12 protein-coding genes are annotated in these 14,294 nt (G+C 65.1%); all 12 read right to left on the bottom strand.

All coding sequences use genetic code 11. The features are described from left to right. Positions 1–8: 8 nt before the first annotated feature. The gene (locus C100_RS43590) at positions 9–581 is read right to left on the bottom strand and encodes a Maf family protein (RefSeq protein ID WP_024021450.1); all 573 of its coding nucleotides are present in this window, start codon (positions 579–581) and stop codon (positions 9–11) included. A 12-nt stretch (positions 582–593) separates the two neighbouring features. Next, on the bottom strand, positions 594–812 hold the full coding sequence (gene infA / locus C100_RS43585) for a translation initiation factor IF-1 (RefSeq protein WP_003049127.1): 219 nt from the start codon (positions 810–812) through the stop codon (positions 594–596). Positions 813–871: 59 nt separating this feature from the next. Then, positions 872–2,161 carry an adenosylmethionine--8-amino-7-oxononanoate transaminase gene (locus C100_RS43580; protein ID WP_024021449.1) on the bottom strand — a complete coding sequence of 430 codons (1,290 nt, stop codon included), beginning with the start codon at positions 2,159–2,161 and terminating at the stop codon, positions 872–874. A 33-nt stretch (positions 2,162–2,194) separates the two neighbouring features. Beyond that, positions 2,195–2,800, bottom strand: coding sequence for an OmpA family protein (locus C100_RS43575; protein WP_024021448.1), 606 nt, complete (start codon positions 2,798–2,800; stop codon positions 2,195–2,197). Further along, a complete protein-coding gene (locus tag C100_RS43570; protein WP_024021447.1) occupies positions 2,797–4,620 on the bottom strand; it encodes a cation:proton antiporter in 1,824 nt (607 codons plus the stop codon). The genes C100_RS43575 and C100_RS43570 overlap by 4 nt, the downstream gene beginning before the upstream one ends. Before the next feature lie 126 nt (positions 4,621–4,746). Then, positions 4,747–5,160 carry a DUF4168 domain-containing protein gene (locus C100_RS43565; RefSeq protein ID WP_024021446.1) on the bottom strand — a complete coding sequence of 138 codons (414 nt, stop codon included), beginning with the start codon at positions 5,158–5,160 and terminating at the stop codon, positions 4,747–4,749. Between the two features lie 193 nt (positions 5,161–5,353). Beyond that, complete coding sequence (locus tag C100_RS43560; protein WP_024021445.1) at positions 5,354–7,393, bottom strand: M13 family metallopeptidase; 2,040 nt, start codon at positions 7,391–7,393, stop codon at positions 5,354–5,356. Positions 7,394–7,498: 105 nt separating this feature from the next. After that, positions 7,499–8,131 carry a dethiobiotin synthase gene (gene bioD, locus C100_RS43555; protein ID WP_024021444.1) on the bottom strand — a complete coding sequence of 211 codons (633 nt, stop codon included), beginning with the start codon at positions 8,129–8,131 and terminating at the stop codon, positions 7,499–7,501. After that, a complete protein-coding gene (locus C100_RS43550; protein ID WP_024021443.1) occupies positions 8,128–9,252 on the bottom strand; it encodes an 8-amino-7-oxononanoate synthase in 1,125 nt (374 codons plus the stop codon). Before C100_RS43550 ends, bioD begins: the two co-directional genes overlap by 4 nt. Before the next feature lie 258 nt (positions 9,253–9,510). Next, a complete protein-coding gene (locus C100_RS43545) occupies positions 9,511–11,454 on the bottom strand; it encodes an alpha/beta hydrolase family protein (protein ID WP_024021442.1) in 1,944 nt (647 codons plus the stop codon). A 91-nt stretch (positions 11,455–11,545) separates the two neighbouring features. Further along, the gene (locus C100_RS43540; RefSeq protein ID WP_024021441.1) at positions 11,546–13,669 is read right to left on the bottom strand and encodes a sodium-translocating pyrophosphatase; all 2,124 of its coding nucleotides are present in this window, start codon (positions 13,667–13,669) and stop codon (positions 11,546–11,548) included. Between the two features lie 224 nt (positions 13,670–13,893). After that, the coding region (locus C100_RS0125295; protein WP_031310141.1) for a thiamine-monophosphate kinase at positions 13,894–14,294 on the bottom strand (401 nt) is incomplete at its 5' end.

Genomic DNA, 14,294 nt, shown 5'->3' with positions numbered 1-14,294 from the left:
TTCTTTTCCTAGTCGAGGGGATAGCCCGCCGCCTTGAGCAGCGCGCGGGTTTCGTAAAGGGGCAGGCCCATGATGGCGCTGTGACTGCCCTGGATCGCGCGGATCAAACCCGCCGCGCGGCCCTGTATGGCATAGCCGCCCGCCTTTCCGCGCCATTCGTCGCTGGCGATGTAACGGTCGATCTCCGCCCGCTCCAACCGCTTGAAGATGACCACATTGTCGGACAGCCGATGGCGCGCGCGCCCCTCACCGTCGATCAGCGTGATCGCGCTCCACACGCGGTGGCGGCGCCCTGAAAGCAGGGTCAGGCAAGCACGGGCCTCCGCCTCACTCTCCGCCTTGGGCAGGATTCGTCGGCCCGCCGCGACCACCGTGTCGCCCGACAGGATCAGCGCACCAGGATGGCGCGCCGCCACCGCCACGCCCTTTTCCGCCGCGACGCGCGCGGCGTAGACGGCGGGCAGTTCGTGCTTGCGGGGCGTTTCGTCGATATCGGCCGGATCGACGGCATCAGGCACGACGCCGATCTGCCCCAGAAGGTCGCGCCGCCTGGGAGAAGCCGAAGCAAGGATGAGCCGCATCAGTCGCGCGGCTTATTTGAAACGATAGGTGATCCGACCCTTGGTCAGGTCGTAGGGGGTGAGTTCGACAAGCACCTCGTCGCCCACCAACACACGAATGCGGTTCTTGCGCATCTTGCCGGCAGTGTGGCCGAGAATTTCATGATCATTCTCAAGCCGGACGCGGAACATGGCGTTGGGGAGAAGCTCCACAACCTGTCCGCGCATTTCAAGCAGTTCTTCTTTGGCCATAATATCCCGAGTAAGCAAAAAATCGCGCCGCCATAGCGCCAAATCGTGCAAAATGAAAGTCAGCTGTGCACGCCAAACTTTTCACCGGCAGCGTGAAGTGCCGCGAACATCAAATCGAGCTGGTCAACATCGAGACAATAGGGCGGCATCATATAGATGGTGTTGCCCAGCGGCCGGAGCAAGAGGCCGCGTTCCAGGAAGAAGGCGCGCAGGCGCGGCGCAAGATCGGACAGATAGCCCGCATCCGGCGCGGTCAGGTCGATGGCGGCGATCGTGCCCAGCTGACGTGGATTGGCAAAGGCGGGATGCAGCGCCAGTTCGGCCAAGCGGTGCGCGATCCCGTCAGCGAGAGTTGCGATTCGGCCCAGCACATCCTCCTCGCGCCAGATCGCCAGATTGGCGGCGGCGGCGGCGCAGGCGATGGCATTCGCCGTATAACTGGACGAATGATAGAAAAGCCGGGCGCGGTCGGTCGAACGGTGCGCCTCGAAAATCGATTCGGTCGCCAGCGTGGCGGCGAGCGGAATTGCGCCGCCCGTAATCCCCTTGGCCACGGCCATGATGTCGGGCACGACCCCTGCCTGTTCGCAGGCGAAGAGCGTCCCGGTCCGGCCCCAACCGGTCATCACCTCGTCAGCGATGAAGAGCACGTCATGACGGCGGCAGATCGCCGCCATATCGCGCAGGATAGCGGGCGGGTAGACGAGCATTCCCCCGGCCCCCAGAATCAGCGGCTCGACAATGAAGGCGGCGGGACGGTCCGCGCAGGCGGCTTCGAGCGCGTCGAGACACGCCTGCGCCTTGCCCGGCTCTGGAAAGGGGATGGTGTCGACGTCGAAGAGCAGGGGCGTCCAGGCGGCATTGTAGACGCCGCGCTCGCCCACCGACATCGTGCCGATGGTGTCGCCATGATAGCTATGCTCCAGCACGAGGATGCGGCTGCGCGCTTCCCCGCGCCCGTCGAGCGCCAGATTGTGCCAATAGCCAAGCGCCATCTTGAGCGCGACCTCGACCGCGGTCGACCCGCTGTCGGAATAGAAGACATGCCGCAGGTCGGGCTGCCCCTGCCCGCGCGGCGCCAGATCGATCAAACCCCGCGCCACCTCTTCGGCCGGTTCATGGGTATAGCCTGCGAAGATCAACTGATCCAGCGTGCTCGCCTGTTGGGCGATGGCAGCGGCGATGCGCGGATGGCAATGGCCATGCGTCGTCACCCACCAGCTCGATATGGCGTCGATCAGGGTCGTCCCATCGGCCAGATGCAGCAACGCGCCTTCCGCCCGGACGATGTGGGGAACAGGCTCGTTCAGGCCATGCTGGGTGAAGGGGTGCCAGACGGGAGAAATCATGTCCCGCCCTTTAGGGAAGAGCGCGGATCATGGCTATGGTGTCTCCGGCGCGTTCGGCTCGATTGGGGGCGGGACGACGACCGTCGGCAGTGCAACGGTCACCTCGACCCGGCGATTCTTCGCCTGGCCTTCCGGATCATCGCTGCCGTCTTCCTTCGCATTGGGTGCTATGGGCCGGCCTTCGCCGATAGCGATCACGCTGATCCGATCCTCGGCCACGCCTTTTTTGACCAGATAGTCGCGCGCCAATTCGGCGCGGATACGCGACGCCACCTTGTTGTCGCCGTCCGCGCCCCGCGAATCGCTATGCCCGCGCAGGATGATCGGCCCGCCCGCCTTGAACGCCGGCGTATCCATCACCGCATCAAGCGCCGCGGTGGCCGCATCGTCGAGCTTCATCGGCGTGGCGCCGAACCCGATCACGGCTTGTGCAGGCTCGATTTTGGGCGGCTCTTCCGGTTCGATCACCTCCGGGCGCAGGATCGAGCGCTGCGGTTCGTCCGCATTGTCGCTCTCATTGGCCGCCGCCATGTTGGCGGCGTTGCCGGCGGCGTCGGCTTCGTTGACCATCTTGTCCGCCTCGGGCGGCTGGCAGGCGGCCAGGGTGCATAGCAGCACGACAGGGGCCAATCTTGTCATTCTTCCTCTCCTTTCGACCTGGGCGGAGCGGGCGGCACATAGGACAGGATCGTGTCGCCGGGTTGGGGCGTGGGACGCGAGGCATGGGTGAAGAAACGCAGCGCGCCTCCCTTGCGCAGCAGCAACAGCATGTCCGCGCCTTCGGGCAGGGATGCGCGGGCCGCCTCATAATCGAACTGCTCGCTGATCCGCGTCTTGCGAAAGGCCCAGCCCTGCTCCTCGCGCTGCATGATGTCTTCCACGCCATGGCCTGACGAGAACAGCGCACGGCCGCGCAGCGATTCTGGCAGCGCGCGCGGATCCTCGTCATCGCTCGCATCGCCCAGTTGATAGACATTGTCACGGCCGATTTCCGGCGCGAACTCGCTACAGACCAGCGCATTATAGGCTTCGTTGTCGGTCGCGGCGGCGAGCACCTGAAACTGGGTCAGGTCCAACCGCTCTTCCGTCGCTTCCGATAATATCTCGCCATGGTAGGTCGGAATGTTCGCATGGCGCGCGGGCGCCAGCCGCTGCCAGCTATTGTCGGCAATCGTGACCGGCACTTCCAGCTGGCGCAATTGCGTGGCCAGTTCCAGGCTGAAGGGCGTGGCGCCCACGATCAGCAACCCTTGGTCGGACGCGCCTGTCACCTTGAGCAGGCGGGCCACCGGCTTGATCGAAAAGCCATGAAACAGGATGGTCACCACCACCACCGCGAAAGACAAGGTGACAAGGATCGACCCATCGCTATAGCCGAGCCGGTCGAGCCGCAGCGCGAATAGACCCGAGATCGCCACCGCGACGATACCGCGCGGCGCTATCCATGCGACCAGCAGCCTTTCATTCCAGGGCACGGGACTGAAGGCGAGGCTCAGCAACACCGTCGCCGGGCGCACCAGGAACAGCAGCACCAGCAGGAAGGCGAGGAAGCGCCATTCGAACTGGCGCAGCACGTCGAAATCCAGCGACGCCGAAAGGATCACGAACACGCCGGAGATGAGGAGAACGGTGACATTCTCCTTGAACGGCTGGATGTCCCGCAACGAATCGAGCCGCATATTGGCCAGCGCCACGCCCATGACCGTAACTGCCAGCAGCCCGGTTTCCTGCTGGATGGCGTTGGACAGGACGAAAACGCCGATCACCGCGACCAGCAGCACCGGAGCCTTCAGATATTCAGGCACATGACCGCGTGGAAACAGCCAGCAGACAGCGCGCGCCGCCAGCCAGCCGATCAGGCCGGCGACGACCGCGGCGGCGACCAGCGAGAGGATGACCGACGCCAGCGTTCCGCCCTCACCCGCGCGGCGCAGATATTCATAGGTGACGACGCCCAGCAGCGCGCCGACCGGATCGTTGACGATCGCCTCCCATTTCAGGATTGCGCGCGGCCGGGCGGCTATGTTCGACTGGCGCAACAGCGGCATCACGACGGTCGGCCCGGTGACGACCAATATGCCCGCGAACAGGATGGCCACCGGCCAGACGAGGCCGGCCACATAGAAACAGGCGATCGCCCCCAGCACCCAGCCGATCGGGGCGCCGAGCAACACCAGCCGCGTGACGGCGCCGTCGGTCTTGCGTAGTTCCCGAAAATTGAGGCTGAGCCCGCCTTCGAACAGGATCAGCGCCACCGCGACCGACACCATCGGTTCCAGCAGTTCCCCGAACACATGCTCGGGATTGATGAGGTGCAGCACCGGACCGCCGATCACACCAGCGGCCAGCATGAGGGCAATGGCGGGCCAGCCCGTGCGCCAGGCGATCCATTGCGCGCCAATCCCGAATATACCGATCAGCGCAATGGAAAGGGCCTGTTCCTGCATAATGAGCAGCATAGACAGACGCAGGCGACGGCGTCACCCCCGATATTTTTCCTCGCGCCGGGAACCAGGTTACAATGGCGAATGTGCAAGAGGCGGCCTCCTTGCGGGGGCCGCCTCTTTGTCGATATTCAGCCTATATTATTGCGGCGGCTGGGCTGGCTGTGCCGGCTCGGTTGGCGTTGTGGGAGCGGGCGCCGCAGCGGCAGGCGCAGACGCTTGGATCCGCTGCTGCAACGCTGGATCAGCAGCGGCCGCCTGACCGATCTGATTGAACTTTTCGGGCGGCAGGCCCGACGACTGGACGGCGGCCAGCATCTTGGGCTGCTTGTCGGCCGCCGCAATGGATGAATCCTGCTGGATCTTGGTCACTTCCATTGCCGCTGCTGCAAACTGCTGAATTTCGGCATCGCTGAAATTGCCGGCGCTCGCGGCAGGGGCGGCAGGCTCAGCGGGTGCGGCCGGGCTCGACTGTGCGGCAAGCGGCATGGCGACGAACAGAGCGGCCGACGCGATGCCGGCCTTCATCATATAAGAACTCCTCAGACCCTTCATTTGTCTTCTCCTTTGCACTGTCACCCCAATAATTTGAGGGACGTGCCCGAAGCAGAAAAGGGGTATTCCGTCGAATCGAGCCATTATAAGGACGATTGCCGGGTTCCATTCACCCTGTCCTTTTTACCAAACGGCCTGACAGACAGATATAGTATCGGGCCGGCGCATAATGCTGTGCCGGCCCGGCCATTTCTTACCAGATCTTCACTCGATTCTCCGGAGCCAAATAGATTTTACCGCCTGGCGCAGGCTTGAACGCATCATACCAGGCATCGAAATTGCGCACGATGTCGGCGCGATATTGCGACGGCGCGTGGGGGTCGGTGACCAGGCGCTGGCGCAGATTCGCCTCGCGATAATTGCGCCGCCACACCTGCGCCCATCCCAGGAAAAAGCGCTGATCGCCGGTCAGCCCGTCGATCACCGGCGCCTTTTTGCCTCCAAGCGAGGCATGATAGGCATCAAGCGCCACGGCAAGGCCGCCCAGGTCGCCGATATTTTCACCCATGGTGAAGGCGCCCTTCACATGCGCGCCGGGGAAGGGTTCATAGGCGTCATATTGCGCGCCGAGTTTCTGGGTCAGCGCCTTGAAATTGGCGACGTCCTGATCTGTCCACCACTGGTTGAGCTTGCCGGTCTCGTCATATTTTGCGCCCTGATCGTCGAAATGATGGCTGAGTTCATGGCCGATCACCGCGCCGATACCGCCATAGTTGACCGCCGGGTCGGCGTGCGGATCGAAGAAGGGCGGTTGCAGGATGGCAGCGGGGAAGACGATCTCCACCATGCCGAAATTGGCATAGGCGTTGATCTCCATCGGCGTCATGCCCCATTCCCACCGATAGATCGGCTTGCCAAGCTTGTTGATATTATAGGCGAACTCGAAATTGTTGGAGCGCATCGCATTGCCGAACAGGTCGTTGCGCTTGATCTCCAGCCCCGTATAATCGCGCCATTTGTCGGGATAGCCGATCTTGGGCGTGAAGGCGGCCAGCTTCTTGTGCGCGCGCGCCTTGGCCGTGTCGCTCATCCAGGACAGACCGTCGATGCGGCGTCCCATGGCGGCGAGCACATTCTTGACCAGTTCGTCCATCGCCGCCTTGGTTTCGGGCGGGAAATATTTGGCGACATAGACTTTGCCCACTTCTTCGCCAAGCGACTCCTTGAGGAAGGTCACGCCCCGCTTCCAGCGCTCCTCGCGTTCGGGCGTGCCGGACAAGGTGGTGCCGTAAAAGGCGAAATCGGCATTGGCGATGCTGTCGGGAAGATAGTCGGCATAGGCGTGCAGGCTGGAAAGCAGCAGCCCATCCTTGAGCACCCGCAGCGGCGCCTTGGCGATCAGCGCGGCTTCGCCGGCGACCGCGCTGGGCTGGGCGACGATCAGGTCGGCGGGCTTCAGGTCATTGGCGGCATAATAGCCGGCAAAGTCGAAACCGGGGGCCGCCTGCTGCAACTGGGCCAGCGTCATCTTGTTATAGGTCTTGTCGGCATCGCGGCTGTCGACCTGGGTCCAATGGACTTTGGCGATCTCCGTCTCGAACGCCATCAGCGCCTGCGCGCGGGCCTTGGCATCGGCCTCGCCGGCCAGGGTCAGCATCTTTTCCAGATGCGCGACATAGGCGGTGCGGATCGCCGCCATCTTCTCGCCCTGGTCGAGATAATAGTCGCGGTCGGGCAGGCCCAGGCCACCCTGCATCATGGAAAGGATGTAGGTTTCCGGGTCTTTGTCATCCTGCCCGACATAGAAACGGAACGGGCCGCGAATGCCGGCGCGCGCGGCCTTGGCGGCGATCTTCGCATATTGGGCGCGATCGGTGACGCCATTGATCTCGGCGAGCCAGGGCTTGATCGGCGCCAATCCCTTGGCCTCGACCGTGCCGCCGTCCATATAGGCGGCATAGGCGTTGCCGATCTTGCTGTTCGGGTCCGCCTGCGCCGCTTCGAGAATGCCCTTGGTGCGCTCGCGCGACAGGTCGTCCAGCGTGTTGAAGGCGCCATAGTTGGACTTGTCGGCCGGGATGGGCGTGTTCTTCGCCCAGGTGCCATTGGCATAATCATAGAAATCGTCGCCCGGCTTCACCGACTTGTCCATGCCGGCACTGTCGAAGCCGAATGTGCCATAAGTGGGCTTGGCGGTGGAAGCGGCGGCGGGCGTCGCTGCCTGATCGGCATGGGCCGTGGTCACGGCCAGGGCGAGCGCGCCGGCGGCGGCGCCCAGGAGGAGTTTGTTCATCAAAGCGTCCCTTGCTTGCTATCCGTTCGGGCGCTTGTGACACGCCCGGCCTGAGCGGGACTTGAACGCTCGTGCAACAGGCTTGTCCATGTCGTTGGTCGAAATCTATCGGCGGTTGAGAGCTTCGGGCAAGCGGATATGCGTGGCGAAGGCCGCGGCCAGGCTGGCGGCGTCGAGCGGGTCGATCCGCGGCAGACGGCCGAGCGAGGGCACGCGGGCAAGCTGCGGGATGATGCGCTCATTTTCCGCATGAGGATCGCCGATGAAGGCGATGCCGGCTATCGCCACGCCCCGCGCCCGCAGCGCCTCGACGCTCAGCAGACTGTGGTTGATGGTGCCAAGGCCAGTGCGCGCGCACAGGATCACCGGACAACGCCAATGCGCGAACAGGTCCGCCATCAGCAGCGTATCGGTGAGCGGGACGAGCACGCCCCCTGCCCCTTCCACCACCAGCGGCCCTTCGACCTGCGGCAGGGTCAGGCGATCGAGGCGGATGTCCACGCCATCGATCCGCGCGGCGAGGTGGGGCGAGGCGGGGGTGGCGAGACGATAGGCTTCGGGCAGGATGCGGTCGGCGGGCAGGCCGGACAGGGCGGCGACCCGTTCCTTGTCCCCTTCCGGTTCGACCCCGGCCTGAACCGGCTTCCAGTAATAAGCACCGAGCGCCCCGGCGAGGCCGGCGGCAAAGACGGTCTTGCCGATGTCGGTGTCCGTGCCGGTGACGATGAGGACGGTCATTGCGCCAGCCGGCGCAGCATGTCGCCAAGGGCCAGCACGTCGCTGCGCCCGATATTGAGGGTCAGGGAGACGCGCAGCCGGCTGGTGCCGGCCGGAACGGTGGGCGGGCGGATGCCGCGCACGTCGAAGCCGGCCTCCTGCAAGGCGGCGGCGGCGGCCATGGTGCGGGCATCCTCGTTCAGGATTACCGGCACGATCTGGCTGCGCGGACGCGGCAGGCCCAGCGGCGCGCAGATCGCCTCCGCCGCGTCCTGCCGCAGGGTGGCGAGCCGGTCGCGGCGATTATCCGCCGCCTCGATCCGGTCGAGCGCGGCGGAGGCGGCGACGGCCATCAGCGGCGAGGGGGCGGTGGAGTAGATGAAGGGACGGGCGCGGTTGATGAGATAGTCGACATGGATGCGCGGCCCGCAGATCAGCGCCCCTTCGGCCCCCATCGCCTTGCCGCAGGTGTGGAGCGTGACGACATTGTGCAGCCCGTCAAGTCCCGCCGAAAGCCCCCGGCCACCGGGACCGAAGACGCCGGTGCCATGCGCTTCGTCCAGCAACAGCATCGCATCATGCTTCGCCGCCAGCTTGGCGAGGTCGGCGAGCGGGGCCATGTCCCCGTCCATCGAATAGAGCGTTTCCACCGCGATCCACACGCGCCCCTTGCCCCCTTCGGCGCGGAAGGCGGCGATCAGGTCGGCGAAGCTCTGCACGTCATTATGCGCGGCAAAGACGGCGGTCGCTTTCGACATGCGGATGCCGTCATGGACGCTGGCATGGATCAGCGCGTCCGCGACGATCAGGTCGCCACGCTGCGGCAGGGTGGAGAACAGCGCCAGGTTGCCGACATAGCCATTGGCGACGAACAGGGCGGCCTGGGTGCGGAAGAAGGCGGCGGCCTTCGCCTCCAGCCCTTCATGTTCGGGCGCATTGCCGCGCAGCAGCCGCGAGCCGCCCGATCCCAGCGGCACGCCGCGGGCGACGGCGTCGGCCACGGCCTGGGCGATCATCGGATCGCCGGCCAGGCCGAGATAGTCGTTGGAGGCGAAATCGCGGCCGGCACGCGGCGACAGGCGACGCAGCCGGCCGCGCTGTTCCAGCGCCGCGAGCTGGGAACGGAAAGGTTCGGCGGTCATGGCGCGGCCTATAGGCGCGGCCGGAAAGAGGGGCAAGCGGCGCCCGGTCGCCGCGCCGAAAGATCGCGCGAGTGAAGCATGGCGACATTTTTCCTTTCAGGGCACAATATATTGAAAATTAAGGTAAATATCGCAGATAGCTCGCCGCGGATCTTCGCACTGCCCGTCGCATGACCGCATGGCGATAGGACAGCGCGCAAAGAGGCGCGGCCGACCATGATTCCGGCCGGGAATCATGGTCGCGCCCGCCCGTCGGGATCAGGCGGGATTATGCGCTTTCAAAAAGGCGTCGAGCCGCTCCAGGAAATCCAGCCGGTCCGCCTCGCGCGAGAAATGATGGTCGGCCAGCGGCTGTTCGACATAGATATAGTCCTTGCCCTCCACCTTGCCGGCGGCCTTGAGCTTTTCCGCCATCTCGCGCGACTGGCTGACCTGGACGCGGCGGTCCTTCTTGCCGTGCATCAACAGGATCGGCGTCGTAAATTGCGCCGCATGGCCGATCGGCGACACCGACGCGAAATCGGGCGCCTGTTCCTTCATCCAGTCCTTGCGCGTGCCATGATAGAGAAAGCGCCGGTCATAGCGCATCATCGCGCCAAGGTCGGACACGCCGGCATAGGATACGGCGCAGCGATATCTGGCGCCGTCCCGCTGGGCCGCGCGCATCGCCGCATAGCCGCCATAGGAAGCGCCCACCATGCAGACGCGTCCTGGATCGGCGATGCCCTGCTTCACCGCCCAGTCGACCGCATCGTTAAGGTCGTCCTGCATGGCGAGGCCCCATTGTCCCTCCCCCTTTTCGGCGAAGGCGGTGCCAAAGCCCGACGATCCGCGATAATTGGGCTGGAGCACGGCATAGCCGCGCCAGGCGAGGAACTGCACCCACCAGTCCCATCTTTCCGCGTCGCGGGCGAAGGGGCCGCCATGCGGCAACAGGATGAACGGCAGGTTTTTCGGATCCTTGCCCGCCGGGAGGGTCAGCACGGCGGCGATGTCCAGCCCGTCGCGCGCCTTATAGTGGATGGTGCTGACCGGGGAGAGCCGGGTCTTGGTCGCGAATTTGTCGCTGACCCGCGAAAGCAGGCTCATCGCCCCGGCGGCGGTGTCGTAATAATAATAAGCGCCAGGCTGGTCGGGCGTGCCGACATGGACGATCATGCGCTGGCCGTCGCGGCTGGTGGAAATGATCCGCGCGCGCCGATCGCCCACCGCCTTGTCGAGATCGGCCTGAATCTTCGCCAGATTGGCGTCCAGCCAATGCACCGACGGCGCATCGGCGGTGTAGTGCACGCCCGCCAGCGCCGTGCCGGCGGCATCCTCCTCGATCCCGCCAATGTCGAAGCCGGGCGCCGCGAAGATCTTCGCCCCCAGTTCGAGCGTATCGAGATTGAGTTCATAGAGCGCATCGGTGCCCTCATGATCGTCGCTGGCGACCGCGCGGGCCGGGTCGGCGGTGAAGAGCAGCGGCACGACCAGCGATTCGTCGCGCCGCCGGTCGGCGCGATCGACGGTGCGGAAACTGGACCGCGCGTCGGGCCGGTAGAGCAGCTTGGCGGTGCGGCTCGAATCATTATAGCCGATGCCCATCCGCACCGTGCCCGTCGCATCGGCATACCAGCTGCGCACAAATTCCCTGGGCGCGATGACGCTGTGCATCCGGCCGTTGGTGACGTCGATTTCATCCACTTTCGGCCAGAAGCCCGCGTCGTTGGAATAGATGGACGTCTGATAGGAGAGCAGGATGCGCGGCGTGCCGTCGCGCGCCATCCAGATGACATCGTCGGCATTTTGCGCGGCGACATTCTTGGCCAGCAGATTGATCTTGCTGCCATCGCGCTTCACGCTGACGACGCGGCTGATATACCAGGGCATACCCCGGATATTGCTTTCATTGCCGACGCCGGCGATCAGCCAGTCGTCATTCACCCATTTCCACCAGTTGAGGTCATTGTCGCCCAGGCCCAGCATATGGATGCGGTCCGGTCCTTCGTGAACATCGGCGATCACCAGCCGTTGTTCGCCGCCAATCGCCACGCGGCTGGCGATGTGCAGCCCGTCGGGGGACAGCATGGGCTGGTCCATCAGCGGCAGCGCCGCGAAATCCTGGATCGTCCATTGCGATGCAGGCGCCTGCGTCTGCGCCGCAGCCATGGTTCCCCACAGGCCGGCGACCCCCGCCAGCATGATGACAACGCGTTTCATTCATTCCCCCCGAACAAGATCGGCCCCGCCCCCTATTAGGACGGAGCCGATCCCGCGTCACCTGAAATTGACTGTTAATCAATATCTTGAATCAACCGCCATGCGCCAGCGCGGCGAGCAGCAGCAGGGCCACGATGTTGGTGATCTTGATCATCGGGTTGACCGCCGGGCCGGCGGTATCCTTGTAGGGATCGCCCACCGTGTCGCCGGTGACCGCGGCCTTGTGCGCCTCGCTCCCCTTGCCGCCATGATGGCCATCCTCGATATATTTCTTCGCATTGTCCCATGCGCCGCCGCCGCTGGTCATCGACAGGGCGACGAACAGGCCGGACACGATGACGCCCAAGAGCAACGCGCCCAGTGCGGCAAAGCCATTATCGACGCCCGCCACGGCGGCGATCGCGAAATAGACGATGATCGGCGCCAGCACCGGAAGCAGGCTGGGCACGATCATCTCCTTGATCGCCGCGCGCGTGACCAGATCCACCGTGCGCGCATAGTTGGGCCGCGACGTGCCCTCCATAATGCCCTTGTTGGTGGCGAACTGGTCGCGCACATCCTTGACCACGTCGCCCGCCGCGCGGCCGACCGCGGTCATCCCCATGGCGCCGAACAGATAGGGCAGCAGCGCCCCCAGCAGCAGGCCGACGATGACATAGGGGTTGGACAGGCTGAAATCGACCGGCGCGGTGAGGCCCAGCGCGCTGTTGTAGAATTTCAGATCCTCCGTATAGGCGCCGAACAGCACCAGCGCAGCCAGCCCCGCCGACCCGATGGCATAGCCCTTCGTCACCGCCTTGGTCGTGTTGCCGACCGCATCGAGCGCGTCGGTCTTGACCCGGACGCTTTCGTCGAGATGGCTCATTTCGGCGATGCCGCCGGCATTGTCGGTGACCGGGCCATAAGCGTCGAGCGCCACCACCATGCCCGCCAGCGCCAGCATCGCGGTCGCGGCGAAGGCGATGCCGATCAGCCCCGCCTGGCCGTAGGCGACGATGATGCCGACGACGATGACCAGGGTCGGCAGCGCCGTGGCCTCCAGGCTGATCGCCAGCCCCTGGATCACATTGGTGCCATGGCCGGTTTCCGACGCCTTGGCGATCGAGCGGACCGGGCGATAATTGGTGCCGGTATAATATTCGGTGATGACGACCAGCAGGCCGGTGACCGCCAGGCCGACCATCATCGACCAGAACAGCGCCATGCCGGTATAGCCGCCCACGCCATCCAGATCCGCGCCGAACACCGTGGTCATGTCGCCCAGCACGAAGGTCGTGACGCCGTAGATCGCCGGGATGGACAGGATCGCGGTGGTCCAGAATCCCTTGTAGAGCGCGCCCATGATCGATTGGCTGGCGCCCAGCCGCACCATATAGGTGCCGATGATCGACGTGATGATGCACGCCCCACCCACGATCAGCGGCAACGCCATCAGGCGCATCAGAAAGGCGTTGTCGACGCCGGTGACCAGCAGCGCGGTCAATACCATGGTCGCGCCGATGGTGACGACATAGGTTTCGAACAGGTCGGCCGCCATGCCGGCGCAATCGCCGACATTGTCGCCCACATTGTCGGCGATGACGGCGGGATTGCGCGGATCATCCTCCGGGATGCCGGCTTCCACCTTGCCGACAAGGTCGGCGCCGACATCGGCCGCCTTGGTGAAGATGCCGCCGCCCAGCCGCGCGAAGATGGAGATGAGCGACGCGCCAAAGGCCAGCGCCACCAGGGAATCGATCACCAGCCGGTCGTCGGGCGCATGGCCGGCCGGGCCGGTCAGATACCAGAAGAAGGCGCTGATCGCGAGCAGGGCGAGGCCGGCCACCAGCATCCCGGTGATGGCGCCCGCCCGGAACGCGACGGTCAGGCCGCTTTGCAGCGTGCCGCGCGCGGCTTCGGCGGTGCGGACATTGGCGCGCACGGAAATATTCATGCCGATAAAGCCCGTCGCCCCCGACAGGATCGCACCGATCAGGAAGCCGACCGCCGACGTCAGGCCGAGAAAGACGAAGACCAGCACCGCAACGACGATGCCGACGATGCCGATGGCCGTATATTGGCGGCCAAGATAGGCCTTCGCCCCTTCCTGGATCGCGCCGGCGATCGCCTGCATCGTTTCATTGCCCGGTGACGCGGCCAATATCTGGCGACTCGTGAACAGCCCGTAGAGCACGGCCAGCAGGCCGCATCCTATGGCGATATAGACTATCTCCATGCTTGTTCCTCTCCCCCTGTTGTTGCTGTCATCGGCCGCTCCGCAGGGAATGACGGGCAGACGAAGGGCGCAAGGGCGGGCTGCCGGACAAGGGTTCGGCATAGGGCACCGCGTCAATCAGCATCAGGACGTCACGCATCGCACGCGCTCCAACCGGCTGAGAAATAGGGTGACGCAAAGCTACAGACCGCACCGCCCGCGTCAAGACGGGCGGCGGATGGGGATCAATGCTCCCAGCCGAGCCGGTCGGGCAAGGGAATGGACGCGCCGTCGATCATCAGGATGAGGCCCGACCCGGCCGCGACATGGCCGATCGGGATGGCGCGGACCGGGCACATGCGCCCGCGCGGCAAAGTGAAGAGCAGCTCATAATCGTCGCCCGCGCGCGCGGCGGCGATCTGGACCGCGGTGCTGGCGCCGCGCACCTGTTCCAGCGCGGGCGACAGCGGCACATGGTCGATGGTGATGGCGACGCCGCTCGCCGCGCCCATGCGGGACGCGTCGATGAGCAGGCCGTCGGACAGGTCCATCATCGCGGTGGCGATGGGGGCGAGCAGCGCCCCTTCCGCCAGGCGCGGGCGCGGGCGGCGATAGGCCTCCACCAGCGGGCCGGCGGCGGCGGGGT

The organism is Sphingobium sp. C100 (genome assembly GCF_000508185.1).
Taxonomy (GTDB): Bacteria; Pseudomonadota; Alphaproteobacteria; order Sphingomonadales; family Sphingomonadaceae; genus Sphingobium.
Note: the sequence above shows the minus strand (reverse complement) of the source record. Positions and strands in the feature narration are given on the sequence as shown.

Excerpts from the sequence above, each read along its gene's own strand:
- C100_RS43590 (WP_024021450.1), bottom strand. The coding sequence starts at position 581 with ATGCGGCTCATCCTTGCTTCGGCTTCTCCCAGGCGGCGCGACCTTCTG.
- infA (WP_003049127.1), bottom strand. The coding sequence starts at position 812 with ATGGCCAAAGAAGAACTGCTTGAAATGCGCGGACAGGTTGTGGAGCTT.
- C100_RS43580 (WP_024021449.1), bottom strand. The coding sequence starts at position 2,161 with ATGATTTCTCCCGTCTGGCACCCCTTCACCCAGCATGGCCTGAACGAG.
- C100_RS43575 (WP_024021448.1), bottom strand. The coding sequence starts at position 2,800 with ATGACAAGATTGGCCCCTGTCGTGCTGCTATGCACCCTGGCCGCCTGC.
- C100_RS43570 (WP_024021447.1), bottom strand. The coding sequence starts at position 4,620 with ATGCTGCTCATTATGCAGGAACAGGCCCTTTCCATTGCGCTGATCGGT.
- C100_RS43565 (WP_024021446.1), bottom strand. The coding sequence starts at position 5,160 with ATGAAGGGTCTGAGGAGTTCTTATATGATGAAGGCCGGCATCGCGTCG.
- C100_RS43560 (WP_024021445.1), bottom strand. The coding sequence starts at position 7,393 with ATGAACAAACTCCTCCTGGGCGCCGCCGCCGGCGCGCTCGCCCTGGCC.
- bioD (WP_024021444.1), bottom strand. The coding sequence starts at position 8,131 with ATGACCGTCCTCATCGTCACCGGCACGGACACCGACATCGGCAAGACC.
- C100_RS43550 (WP_024021443.1), bottom strand. The coding sequence starts at position 9,252 with ATGACCGCCGAACCTTTCCGTTCCCAGCTCGCGGCGCTGGAACAGCGC.
- C100_RS43545 (WP_024021442.1), bottom strand. The coding sequence starts at position 11,454 with ATGAAACGCGTTGTCATCATGCTGGCGGGGGTCGCCGGCCTGTGGGGA.
- C100_RS43540 (WP_024021441.1), bottom strand. The coding sequence starts at position 13,669 with ATGGAGATAGTCTATATCGCCATAGGATGCGGCCTGCTGGCCGTGCTC.